General features: G+C 67.2%; 15 protein-coding genes and 3 tRNA genes. 15 read left to right on the forward strand and 3 right to left on the reverse strand.

Translation table 11 applies throughout. From position 1 onward, the window contains the following. Nucleotides 1–11 precede the first annotated feature (11 nt). The 14 genes from CGU34_RS02960 (at nucleotide 12) to CGU34_RS03025 (ending at nucleotide 6101) form a co-directional block, all read left to right on the forward strand. Nucleotides 12–84: transfer RNA gene (locus tag CGU34_RS02960), tRNA-Gly, on the forward strand. A gap of 64 nt (nucleotides 85–148) precedes the next feature. Then, nucleotides 149–222 (forward strand) — tRNA-Cys (locus CGU34_RS02965). 34 nt (nucleotides 223–256) lie between these two features. Beyond that, nucleotides 257–328 (forward strand) — tRNA-Val (locus CGU34_RS02970). Nucleotides 329–898: 570 nt separating this feature from the next. Further along, nucleotides 899–1105, forward strand: coding sequence for a hypothetical protein (locus CGU34_RS02975; RefSeq protein WP_198517655.1), 207 nt, complete (start codon nucleotides 899–901; stop codon nucleotides 1103–1105). Beyond that, on the forward strand, nucleotides 1105–1620 hold the full coding sequence (locus CGU34_RS02980) for a hypothetical protein (RefSeq protein WP_157811196.1): 516 nt from the start codon (nucleotides 1105–1107) through the stop codon (nucleotides 1618–1620). Before CGU34_RS02975 ends, CGU34_RS02980 begins: the two co-directional genes overlap by 1 nt. Further along, nucleotides 1617–3005 carry an AAA family ATPase gene (locus CGU34_RS02985; RefSeq protein ID WP_100813185.1) on the forward strand — a complete coding sequence of 463 codons (1389 nt, stop codon included), beginning with the start codon at nucleotides 1617–1619 and terminating at the stop codon, nucleotides 3003–3005. The genes CGU34_RS02980 and CGU34_RS02985 overlap by 4 nt, the downstream gene beginning before the upstream one ends. Nucleotides 3006–3011: 6 nt before the next feature. Further along, on the forward strand, nucleotides 3012–3788 hold the full coding sequence (locus CGU34_RS02990; RefSeq protein ID WP_100813186.1) for a hypothetical protein: 777 nt from the start codon (nucleotides 3012–3014) through the stop codon (nucleotides 3786–3788). Further along, nucleotides 3785–4147 carry a hypothetical protein gene (locus CGU34_RS02995; RefSeq protein ID WP_100813187.1) on the forward strand — a complete coding sequence of 121 codons (363 nt, stop codon included), beginning with the start codon at nucleotides 3785–3787 and terminating at the stop codon, nucleotides 4145–4147. Before CGU34_RS02990 ends, CGU34_RS02995 begins: the two co-directional genes overlap by 4 nt. After that, entirely contained in the window at nucleotides 4144–4383 is a 240-nt protein-coding gene (locus tag CGU34_RS03000) for a hypothetical protein (RefSeq protein ID WP_100813188.1), read from the forward strand. Before CGU34_RS02995 ends, CGU34_RS03000 begins: the two co-directional genes overlap by 4 nt. Next, complete coding sequence (locus CGU34_RS03005; protein WP_100813189.1) at nucleotides 4380–4628, forward strand: hypothetical protein; 249 nt, start codon at nucleotides 4380–4382, stop codon at nucleotides 4626–4628. The genes CGU34_RS03000 and CGU34_RS03005 overlap by 4 nt, the downstream gene beginning before the upstream one ends. Before the next feature lie 126 nt (nucleotides 4629–4754). After that, nucleotides 4755–5297: a hypothetical protein gene (locus tag CGU34_RS03010; protein WP_100813190.1), complete on the forward strand. Its 543-nt coding sequence runs from the start codon at nucleotides 4755–4757 to the stop codon at nucleotides 5295–5297. Further along, on the forward strand, nucleotides 5294–5539 hold the full coding sequence (locus CGU34_RS17090; protein ID WP_036295705.1) for a hypothetical protein: 246 nt from the start codon (nucleotides 5294–5296) through the stop codon (nucleotides 5537–5539). Before CGU34_RS03010 ends, CGU34_RS17090 begins: the two co-directional genes overlap by 4 nt. Next, nucleotides 5536–5796, forward strand: coding sequence for a hypothetical protein (locus tag CGU34_RS03020; protein WP_100813191.1), 261 nt, complete (start codon nucleotides 5536–5538; stop codon nucleotides 5794–5796). Before CGU34_RS17090 ends, CGU34_RS03020 begins: the two co-directional genes overlap by 4 nt. Beyond that, nucleotides 5793–6101 (forward strand): hypothetical protein, encoded by a 309-nt coding sequence (locus CGU34_RS03025; protein ID WP_100813192.1) that lies wholly within the window; start codon nucleotides 5793–5795, stop codon nucleotides 6099–6101. The genes CGU34_RS03020 and CGU34_RS03025 overlap by 4 nt, the downstream gene beginning before the upstream one ends. Nucleotides 6102–6163: 62 nt before the next feature. Here the strand turns inward: CGU34_RS03025 and CGU34_RS03030 are convergent, their stop codons facing one another. Beyond that, nucleotides 6164–6766, reverse strand: coding sequence for a hypothetical protein (locus CGU34_RS03030; RefSeq protein WP_100813193.1), 603 nt, complete (start codon nucleotides 6764–6766; stop codon nucleotides 6164–6166). 77 nt (nucleotides 6767–6843) lie between these two features. Beyond that, nucleotides 6844–7983: a site-specific integrase gene (locus CGU34_RS03035; protein ID WP_100813194.1), complete on the reverse strand. Its 1140-nt coding sequence runs from the start codon at nucleotides 7981–7983 to the stop codon at nucleotides 6844–6846. A 338-nt stretch (nucleotides 7984–8321) separates the two neighbouring features. Here CGU34_RS03035 and CGU34_RS03040 point away from each other — a divergent pair, with 338 nt between their 5' ends. Next, a complete protein-coding gene (locus CGU34_RS03040; protein WP_100813195.1) occupies nucleotides 8322–9194 on the forward strand; it encodes a hypothetical protein in 873 nt (290 codons plus the stop codon). Between the two features lie 318 nt (nucleotides 9195–9512). On the opposite strand, the gene CGU34_RS03045 is transcribed toward CGU34_RS03040, so the two are convergent. Beyond that, complete coding sequence (locus CGU34_RS03045; RefSeq protein ID WP_100809674.1) at nucleotides 9513–10781, reverse strand: IS256 family transposase; 1269 nt, start codon at nucleotides 10779–10781, stop codon at nucleotides 9513–9515. Nucleotides 10782–10897 lie beyond the last annotated feature (116 nt).

Here is a 10897-nt window from a genome sequence, read left to right on the forward strand (position 1 = left end):
ATGGGGCCCACGCGGATGTAGCGCAGTTGGTAGCGCACAACCTTGCCAAGGTTGGGGTCGCGAGTTCGAGTCTCGTCATCCGCTCGAGTGCAGTGTTCTGTCCCGGAGAAATCCGGGGGAGCGCACGGCACGTGGGGTCAAACCACACGGTGGCGTGGCCGAGCGGCTAGGCACCGGCCTGCAAAGCCGTTTACACGGGTTCGAATCCCGTCGCCACCTCCAAGCACTCCATCCACAACTGAATTGCCTTGCACAGGCGCGATTGGCGCAGCGGTAGCGCGCTTCCCTGACACGGAAGAGGTCACTGGTTCGATCCCAGTATCGCGCACAGATAAAGCCCCGGTAACACGGGGTTTTTTCGTATCCGGGCGCAGCGCGTGGGAGATACGTGGGAGATCGGCGACGGATAGCGAGCTCGGCGACGGGCTGGCGGCGGTCACCAAACGCGCGGGGTCGTAGGGATTAGGCGCGCGAGGTATCTGCATCCCTTGCGACGATCAGCGCCCCTCGATCCGTCGTCTCGATCGTCACTCTCTATCTGACCTAGGTCTGACCTCACCTGACCCGAGGTCAGGGGCGCAGCCTGACCTGACTGACCCCTCGTACTTGTACGAGGTCAGAGGTCAAGCGCCAGGCCGGACGGATTCACGGCGGAGCGTCGCAAAGAGAGAAACGCCCCGACACGCCGCGCCGACGAAGAGGTATGCGTCCCCGCGGGGCGCGTGTTAATGTGGATGCACAACCTCACAACCGACCAGCGCCGTAGATGCGATGGGCAGCCAATAGGCGGAGAAGATGCACCCTAGCGGGTGGGCGCTCAGCGCTTTTGTCCGAGTGAAAGACCGGAAGCCTTCTCAGCGAGACATCGCGAATCTCTACGATTCAAAGGTCCGTCGCCGTGGCTCCCACACCTCCCGCTCAGCGCCCTCGTCGCTGGGGCACCATCGAAGACGCCGCCGCCGAAGCGACCGTCTCGACGAAGACAATCCGTCGCGAGATCGCGGCGGGTCGCATATACGCCGAACGCATCGGCGCCCGTCGCATCCGCGTTGACCTCGACTCGATTGCGGGCCGCCCGCTCAGCGTCGCAAAGGCGGCCCGCTGATGCCGTTCAGCTCGTCGGAAGAGGCTCGCGCCGCCGCCCTCAAGAGTTGGGCGAATCGTCCGCCCCGTCCCGCGCCTGTAGACGGCCGCCGTCGCTCGTTCCCCGCCGGCAGTGACGAGGAGCGCCTTATGGAACTCCGCGCCGCTGAGATCGGCCTGCAGCGGGGCGCGGGGGAGTCTCCGCGCGCCTGGCGCCGTCGCCTCTTCCGCCTGGCAATCGACGAGGCCGCGCAGATCTCGAACCTCGCAGCCGCGTCCGCCGACTCCGACGACCTACTCATCGCGCATCTCGAGGCCGAGGTCGTGCGTCTCCGCGCCCGTGCCGCCCGCGACCGTCAGATCGCCGCTGAGCACGACCGGCAGGCAGACGACGCCGAGACGGCCCTCGTCGCCGCCATGCGCCGGCAGGCAGACGACGCCGAGACGGCCCTCGTCGCCGCTGAGCACGACCGGCAGGCAGACGACGCCGAGACGGCCCTCGTCGCCGCTGAGCGTCGCCAGGGGGCGACCTCGTGAACCTCAGCCCGAAGCAGCAGAAGGCCGAGCTCGACGATCTCGTCGCCCTCGCGAAGAAGGGTTATGACGTCGTCACCCTCGTTGAGCGAGCAGCGCGCCTCAATCTGGACGCTCGCCTGTATCCGCGCGAGGCGATCGTGAAGCGCTTCGCGAAGTACGACCGTCACGACGAGTCAGCGCTCGCCGAACTCGTCGGGAAAAAGTCGGCGCGGAAGGAAGCCGCGAAGAAGCTCCTTCGGGCGTTCGAGCGCGGCGCGCGGGATCGCCTCGAGCGCGATCGTCCGCTGGGTGAACTCGAGCGCATCTCGCTCATGAACGCCGAGGCCGACAAGCTCGAGATCCGCGAGGGTGGCGCCGAGATCCACCGGCAGCGCAAGGCCGAGGAAGGCGCGAGCGGCGAGACGTACGTCGACGTGCAGGCGCTCGGCGAGGACGTCGAAGCCCCGAAGCCCACCGCGGGCTCTGTGCGCGACGACGGCGTCTTCCTCTTCTACGCCGGCGAGATCAACGCCCTGAGCGGCGTCCCCGGCGCATTCAAGACCGGCACGGCCGCCCTGAGCGCCGTGGAGACGCTGAAACGCGGCGGGAAGGTATGGTGGGCCGACCTCGACTTCAACGGCGCACAGGCGACCGTGGCGCGTCTTCTCGCGGCCGGCGCAGATCTCGACGTCCTCCGCGACCGCGAGCGTTTCCGCCTCACGATCGGCGAGTCACCCGCGCAAGTCCTGAGCGCCGTCGAGGATGCCGCGTCATGGCTCGGCGACGACGATAACGCCGTCATGGACTCCGCCGGCGAGCTCGTCGCGATGTTCGGCGGCAACTCGAACGACGCCGACGACTGGACGCGGATCAACCGTCAGACGCTCATGCCGCTCGCCGCGGCCGGCGCCGCCGTCGTGCTCATAGATCACCAGGCAAAGACGGCCGCCGGCACGGGCTACGCGACCGGGACAGGGGCGAAGAAGCGCACCCTCGGCGGCGCCTTCTACGAGCTCGCTCCGTTCAAGAACGAGCCACCCCGGCCCGAGGCCGTCGGCAAGGTCGCGCTGACTCTTCTCAAGGACCGCCACGGCGGGACCGGCTACGGCGTGGGGGAGTGCGTCGCCGTCCTCGAACTCGACTCCCGCGACGCGGCGAAGGGCCCCTGGTCGTGGCGATTCATGCCCGGACGTCCGAAGGAAGAGCGCGACGACGAGCAGTTCGAGGCCGACGTCGTCCACGTCCTGAGCCTCGAGCCGTTCCCGGCCAGCCGCGCGAAGTTGCAGGCCGCGCTCGTCGCCTCACAGGGCAAGGGGTGGGGTTCCGACCGCGCTCGCCTCGCCCTCGAAGAAGCCCGCAAGCGCCACGAAGCCCCGAATCTGTTCCCCATCGAAAACAAGGAGTAACCCATCGTGACCACTCACAAGACCGCGGCATATGACAACTACGGCAGCCGCATCCGTATCAACTACCTCGACCCGGAGACGTGCTCGATCGCGCCTCTCGCCGCCGGCGGCCGCCTTCTCGAAGCGGCGATCGCAGAACTCAAGACGGCGCAGAAGGATCGCGACGCCGCGGCGGCGGATCTCGATCGCTTCGCCGACGATTCGCGAGTGCAGGCGCAGCAGGCCGGCGCCGAGGGGAAGAAGGTCGACAAGGGGAAGCTGCGCAAGAAGCGTCAGGCCCTCGTCGAGCGTGCCGAGGACACGGATCTCGACTACGTCGCCGCTCTGGCGAACCTGCCTCGCGTTCACACGGCCTACCTCGCGACACTGGCCGAGCACGCGCCGGCCCTCGCCGATCACGCCCGCGAAGAGGCGAAGTCGGCTATGGCATCGCTTGCGACGGCCGTAGGCGTCATCCGACGGGCCGGAATGTCGCTCACGGACTCCCTCTCGATCCTGGGCGCCCTGCCGGGCGTCGTGGACGGCGACGAGTTCCACCCGCGACCGATGCGGGCACGCCGCGAAGGCTCGGACGAGTTCATTCTCAACGGCGCACCCGAGGTTCACCTGGATCTCGCGCGTGAAGCCCTGGCCGAGGCGCTCGGCTTCTCGAAGCGGATCCTCGCCGATCTCGCGAAGCAGCAGAAGGCCGCACGGCTCGAAGACGAGGCGGACGCCGCCGACGATCTCGACGACGAGCCCGACGAGGACGACGACGACGACGACGAGACGGATTACTCGTGAGCGCGCCGGAGATCGTCGACGACGACCTGGACGAGGACTTCGCGCCCGTGGATCTCGTCGAGTCCGTGATCGGGCTTCTCGTGGCGGGGGAGTCGCGTAATGCCGTCGCCCGTGCCCTCCGGATCACTCGTGACGAGGTCGACGCGCGAGTCGCCGAAGCGACCGCGGATGCCGAGGCCGAGGCGCTGAACGAGCGCGAGTTCATCGTCCGCGAGCGGATGCAGAGCCTCGTGCGACAGTCCTCGACGTTCGGCCTTCCGTCGAACGAACTCGACCGCCTGGCGCTTCTTCTCGCGCTCGCGAAACTCGAGCTCGAACTCATCGGCTGGACTCGTCGCCGGCAGGGGGTGACGTCGTGACCACGAACCCATACGCCTACCGGGCGTTCACGTGCGCATCGTGCTACTGGTACGAGCTCCCCGCCCGCGCAGATCACGGCATCCTGCCGAAGGGGACCATCTTCTGCAAACGATGCTTCGAGAAGTACGAGGGCGAGATCGCCGTCCTCGCCCCTGACCGTGCCGCGGCCGTCGCCTGGCTCACGGAGCACGGATACATGTCAAACGAACCACCTACCGAAGGAGCACGACCGTGAACGATCTCGAACGCAAGGAAGCCCTGGAGCGCGAGCTCGCTCGTCGCGAGGCGAAGAAGTCGAACAGCGCCCGTCAAGCCGCCTATGTCACTCGCGGCAGCAGCGACGAAGAGCCCGCCGAGGACCGCGCCGAGCGCGAGCCGGCATGGGGCGACGACGGAGAACGCAGCGGCCGCGGGGGCTCGGCATCTCGCCGGCAGGCCGCCCGCGTGACGCGGGGCGCATCGCGGCGGGGTGACTCGTGAACGCCGCGCCCGCGCTTCTCACGGAGCCGAGTCGCGCCGACCTCATGGCCGCCTTCGAGCGGCTGGAGTCGTCGCTAGTGCGACTCTCTGACACGTTCGCCGCCGATATCGAGAGGAACACGGCCGATGCGTAACAGCAGACAGGGCGCGATACCCAGCGAGCTCGGCTGGCTCATTGACACCCTCGACGACTTCTCCGACCGGCTTCGCGTCCTTGAGGCGCCTTCGGGCGAGAATCTGGCAAACACGGTCACGAAGCTGCAGGCGTCCATCGCGGCGACCGTCCTGCCGGTGGCGGTGCGCGGGTACGAACAGCCGGCGGCGATCCTGCCGACGGCGAGCGACTTCGCGATCGCGAACACTGTCGTACCCGACGGGTACACTCGCGCAATCGTGCAGGCGACGGCAGTTGCCTCGCTCCGCTCCAACGCCGCCGCCGGCGTGACCGGGGGGCTCGTCGTCGCGTGCACGATCACGTCGTCCGCCTCTTACACCACGTGGAACGACGTCGTCGGGCAGCAGTATGGTTTCGCCGCCGCCCCGAACACGGCTATCCTCACGGGGCTCGTGGCCGGCAACACCATCTCGGTCCGCGCCCGCGTCTCGTTCCCTCAGTCGTTCACGCTCGGCCGGGCATCCGTCGACGGCTCGATCCTCTTCCTCCGATGACCGTTCACGTCGTGACGCTGGACTACTCACCGGAGACTGGCACGATCGCGGCCTGCGTCTGCGGCCTCGTCCTTGGCCCGTTCCACGAGTACCCGGAAGCGAGGAAGGCCGCGATCGAACACCGTCGCTGGACGGGCGCCGAGGTCATCGGAAGCCCGGACCGGCGACGTGACCGGGAGCGAGAGCGCACAGCGCGGCAGGCAGCGGCGAGGCGTCGCGCGGCGCGGGAGGGTCGAGAATGAGTCCGCTCAAACCGGAGTATGCCCGCGGTCGACAGTCGCGGACTAAGCCCGTCACACTCGCCGAGGTTCACGCGGCAGCCGACAAGCTCGAGTCACGGCACCGACGCATCTACGAGCGCATCATGGCGCGCATCACCGGGAGCGGGCGTGAGCGACCGGCCGCCCCCGGCGCGGTCGACCCGACCCTCGAGAACCGAGCCGCGGAAGTAGTCGCGTGTGAGGTAGCACGTCGCGCGGCGAGGGACGGGCGACAGTGAGCGCGGCGACAGGGATCGACACGCTCGTCGACGAGCTTCTCGGCACACTGTCGCCGCCTCTCTGCGACCAGTACGGCAACGGCGGCGAGTGCTCGCACGGGAACCTCGCGAAGTGGGCGCTGCACTTTCAGCCGTGCGGGTGCCTCTTCCTACTCTGCGACGAGCACGCGGAGGACGAGCGCGAGGGGCAGCGCTGGGTTGAGGATCACCCCGAGCCGAGACGCGAGGGCGGAACGTACTGCATAGGGTGCGTCGCACACGTGCCCGCCGTCGCGGTCGGCCGCTGGACGTGGACGCGACTGTAGCGACCACGCACCGGGGAACGCCCCGCTCGGCTCGGATAGCTAAGCGGGGCGATTCGTCGTGATTAGTGAGCGCCGAGGCGCTTCGCGCGCTTCCGGATCGCCTTCGGTAGGGCGTCGATCAGCATCTGCGGCGTGCGAGCCTCGAAGTAGTAGTCGCCGCTGTCGTCCGCGACGGGCAGGACGTCGCCGCCGAGACTCAGCAACGCCGAGTTGAGTTCCGCCGTGACGGCGCGGTCGTCGACGACGTCGACCGTCGCCTCGAGCTTCGTCGGAGCGTCCGTGCCGAAGATCTTCGCTTCGCGCTCCTGGTAGCGCAGCAGGCGGAGCTCGGCGTCGGCGGATGCCTTGACGTCGCCGGCAGCGCGGGCGACCTTGATATCGCCGATCGCAAGCCGGATCAGTTCGTCGATCTCGCCCTCCTGCCGGGCGCGTCGCTCGTCGACGCCGACGCGCAGCGTTCCGCGGATCTGCTCGAAGTAGGCATCGGCGCGTGCCTGCAGCGTCGCGATGCCGAGCGGGTAGCCGAGGCCGCCACGCTCGACGGGGAGCGCCGAGCGATCGCGCATCTGTCGCCAGGACAGGCGCTCGGCGCGGCGGTCGTAGGCCCATTCCTCTTCGATCGCCACCTTCGCGGCGACGACCTCACGATCCATCGGCTTCGTCACTGGGCACCCCTTCTAGCGGCCTTTCGGGGGGCGTTCTAAGCGTACCCTCGGAACCGCCCGTCGACGCCGCCGCGCCGTCAGGCAGTACCGGCGGGGCGCTTCGCCATGCGCGCGGCGATCTCGGCGTCGCGGTCCGTCGCGTGCTGATAGCGGAGGGCGACGGCGAGGCTCGTGTGGCCGAGGCGCGTCATCGTCTCGCGGGGCGTGGCGCCGGCCTGGGCGTAGCGGGTGCCGGCGTAGTGCCGGAGGGCGTGGAATGGCATGTCCGGCCGTCCGGCAGCCGTCCGGGCGTTGTTCCACGTCGGAGTGTGGAACGTCGACTGCGACAGGTGCGAGACGCCGTCCGAGGCGGGAAAGAGCAGCGCGCCGGGGTTGAACCGGAAGCGATCGGCGTCGACGTGGCGAGCGATCGCCGCGGCCGCGTCGCCGTAGACGTAGATCGAGCGCACGCCGGCCTCCGTCTTCGTGGGGCCGGGAATGAACTCGCCCCGAACCTTCACGACGGCGCGGGCGACGGTCACGAGCACGCGGTCGGCCTCGACGACGACGTCGGAGCGGCGGAGCTCGGTCGCTTCGCCCCATCGCAGGCCGGCGTCGGCGGCCAGGTAGACGAGCGCGCGCAGATGCTGAGGGGTCGCGGCGACGATCGCGGCGAATTGCTCATCGGTCGGCGGCGTGACCTTCTTCCCGGTCCGCTCCGTCTGAGCGCCCTTCACGCGGCATGGGTTGACCGAGATCCGGCCGTCGTCGACCGCCTCGCTTAGAACGGTCGAGAGAAGCGAGTAAGCGCGTGACGCCTGAGTGACCTTCCCGCCGGCAAGCTGCGCGCCCCACCACTGTTTCACTGTCTCGACAGAGATAGCGGAGAGGGGGAGTGGCGCTAACTCGGCGAGCGGGCCGCGGATAAGGCGACGGTATTCCTCGAGGGTGCGGGGGCGGCGACTCTTGAGGGTGAGCCACGTCTCGACGTACTCCGCGAGTGTCGTCGACGCGGCCTTCTTCGCAGCGGCGCGCGCGACGGGCGACGTCCACTCTCCGCGGCTCATGTCCGTCTGGATGCCGGCGAGGTAGGCGCGGGCGTCCGTCATCGTGTCGAAGGTCTGCGGCGCAGCGTGGCGCGTGCCGGCGTCGTCGAGGTAGCGCGCCCGGTACCGACCGCTCGGCAGCTTGTCGATCATGCCGAACGTCTCGCGCCGCTTCCGCTTCTTCGTCGCCATGTCGCGCCGCCCTCCGTGGGATACCGTGGGATATCGCCTGTCAATTCGTGGGATATCTTGTCCACTTCTGACCTTACACGACGGGCCGCGATCCCGCTCTATGACTGGCGACGAGGCAGAATCACGCGGCTCGAGTGGGCTCGTTCCGTACTAATTCGATCCCAGTATCGCGCACAGAGAAACCCCCGGAATTCCGGGGGTTTTCTGCATTCCGGGAGAGCCTGGGCAATATCTGGGCAATACGCATCGGCAATAGTGCGCCCCGAAAACTTCTTCATTAGAAATTTCCTCACAGGGGAACGAACGTGTCGGATCCCTACTCACAGGGGGAGAAGCACATGAACGAAGTCACGGCGTCCGTCGCGCAAGGTCCGAACGGGGAGACGGCCGAGTACGTCTTCGTCACACCAGAACTAGCGGCTGGGTGGCTGCAGGTGAATGTCGAGAAGAACCGCAACGTCAAGAAGAGCCGCATCAACGGATACGTCCGAGACATCCAGAGTGACAACTGGGTGCTCACGGGTGAGGCGATCAAGTTCGATATCGATGGCCGGCTGATCGACGGGCAGAACCGGTGTCACGCGATTGTCGCAGCCGGTCAGGGCGCGTGGGTGCTTGTGGTGCGGGGGATCAGCCAGGAGGCGTTGATCGTCCTGGACTCGGGTTCAGCACGCAACGCGGGGGACATGCTGGTCATCACGGGTCTGGCCGACAAGGCAGATGCGAAGGACGTCGGGGCAATCGCACGCCTGCACGTCGCTTGGTCGGCGGGGGACGTGAAGCATGCCGGCTCTCATATCGGCGGTAGTGCTCAGCTGACGAAGACAGAGCTTGCTGAGGCGGTCATGAACATCCCGAACATCGAGTTCGCTGCCCGCCACGCTCGGGGCATGTACCGGTACCTCCGTCTGCCGGTGAGCGCGCTCGGTGTTGCGTTCCTCGCTTTCTCCGCGATCGATATTGACGACACCGCGGAGTTCTTCAACCGAATTCGTGACGGTATCCAGAACGGGCCGGGAGACCCGTTCCTGACGTTGTCGCGACGTGTGACCAATGACCTCCAAGCGGGCGCGTCACGCCGCATACTGCCCGGACAGGCACTCTTCTACCTGTTCCGCACCTGGAACGCGTTCCGGACAAACGAATCGCTCGTGAAGCTCCAGATAGGTTCACCGCAGGCAGGGTTCACGCCTGTCCCGGAACCTCGGTGACCTCAGTAGTGCCTAGGTCATCAGGTAACGGATGGAGGGCGCGACTGCTCAGTGATGCCCTAGGTTGAGCGGGTGGAACTAGCTTCTCGAGTGCAGGCGGCATTGGATGACGGTCTATCGGCGGCGTCTTCATCTCAGAGTGCGGGTTCGGTTGTTCGCGCCGCCCTACGTGTGGCAACGCTGCGACAGGATCCCCTGGCCGAGTTCTGGCTCCGACTTGAAAGCGAGGGGATCGACTGGGCGAAGGACCAAGCACAAACTTCCTGGTCAAGTCCCGTGTTGTGGTGTCAATCCGGCTGCTTCCTTGATGGGTGAGGGTCAGGCGGTGAGGAACAGGTCGGGGCGCTCAGGCTCGGCGTGGTCTTGGAGTGTGTGGACGAGTTTGCGCATGGAGATGTCGGAGAGGTAGCGGCGTTCACCGTATTGCCATTCCTCGTGCTGCTCCTGCAGGACGGCGCCGATGAGGCGGGTGACGGAGTCGCGGTCGGGGAAGATCTGCACGACGTCGGCGCGGCGTTTGATCTCACGGTTGAGGCGCTCGATCGGGTTGTTGGACCAGACCTTCTGCCAATGCTCACGCGGGAGCGGCGCGAATCCGGTGAGGTCTGCTTCGGCAGCATTGAGCATGTCTGCGATCTCCGGGAACGACCCGCGGAGGGACGTGGAGACCTGGTGATACTGGGCGATCACGGCCTCGGGGGTGGTCTGCGCGAAGATCGTCGAGATCAGCGCGTTGACGGGCTTGGAGCGTGCCGATCCGAGCTTCTGGGTGACGTTACGAGCGAAGTGGACGCGGCATCTCTGCCAGCCCGATCCGGGGAGGATCGCTTTGACGGCGGCTTTGATGCCGGCGTGAGCGTCGGACGTGACGAGGGTCACGCCGAGCGGGTCTGTGTCGGTGGAGACTTTCAGACCGCGGTCGCGGAGGGAGCGGAGGAACTCGGTCCAGAAGTCCGTCGTCTCCGCGTCGCCGAGAGCCATCCCGAGGATCTCCCGACGGCCGTCGCCGCTGACCCCGGTCGCGACGATGAGGGCTTGGGAGAGAACCCGGCCACGGTGGCGCACGTCGAGGTAGGTGGCGTCCAGGAACAGGTACGGGAACCAGGTGTGATCGAGCCGGCGGTGCAGAAACTCGTGCACCACCTCATCGATCTCGGAGCAGATGCGGGAGACGGTGGACCGGCTGATGCCGGTGTCGTTGCCCAGCGCGCGGACGAGCTGGTCGACCTTGCGGGTGGAGACTCCGTCGATCCAGGCCTGGCAGATCACCGCGTAGAGCGCCTTGTCGACACGGCGGCGTGGGCTGAGCAGGCTCGGGAAGAACGACCCCTCCCGCAGCTTCGGAATCTGAATGTCGACCTCCCCCGCGGGCGTGGCGAGCGTCTTCGCGCGAGCACCGTTGCGACGCGTGGTGCGCTCCGCCGTGCGTTCGTAACGGGCCGCGCCGATCTTCGCGGTCGCTTCCGCGTCAACAAGGTCCTGCAGCCCCGCCTGCAGCATCCGACGGAACACGTCGGAATGGGCGAGGTCAGGATCGGCGAGGACTTCTGCGATCAGGGTCGTCAAGGCAGACTGATTCTGGGTCATCGTGGGATCTCTTCTTTGCTTCTTGGCGGAAACAACTGGTCATCCCACGATGGCCCTCCTACGTCAACGACGACGAGAACCCCGCAGGAATTGACACCAAGCTACGAGACGCACCC

This window comes from Microbacterium lacus (assembly GCF_002812805.1).
Classification (GTDB): Bacteria; Actinomycetota; Actinomycetes; order Actinomycetales; family Microbacteriaceae; genus Microbacterium; species Microbacterium lacus_A.

Coding starts and splice junctions, on each gene's coding strand:
- CGU34_RS03040 (WP_100813195.1), top strand. CDS start 8,322: ATGAACGAAGTCACGGCGTCCGTCGCGCAAGGTCCGAACGGGGAGACG.
- CGU34_RS03045 (WP_100809674.1), bottom strand. CDS start 10,781: ATGACCCAGAATCAGTCTGCCTTGACGACCCTGATCGCAGAAGTCCTC.
- CGU34_RS03020 (WP_100813191.1), top strand. CDS start 5,536: ATGAGTCCGCTCAAACCGGAGTATGCCCGCGGTCGACAGTCGCGGACT.
- CGU34_RS03035 (WP_100813194.1), bottom strand. CDS start 7,983: ATGGCGACGAAGAAGCGGAAGCGGCGCGAGACGTTCGGCATGATCGAC.
- CGU34_RS17090 (WP_036295705.1), top strand. CDS start 5,294: ATGACCGTTCACGTCGTGACGCTGGACTACTCACCGGAGACTGGCACG.
- CGU34_RS02980 (WP_157811196.1), top strand. CDS start 1,105: ATGCCGTTCAGCTCGTCGGAAGAGGCTCGCGCCGCCGCCCTCAAGAGT.
- CGU34_RS03010 (WP_100813190.1), top strand. CDS start 4,755: ATGCGTAACAGCAGACAGGGCGCGATACCCAGCGAGCTCGGCTGGCTC.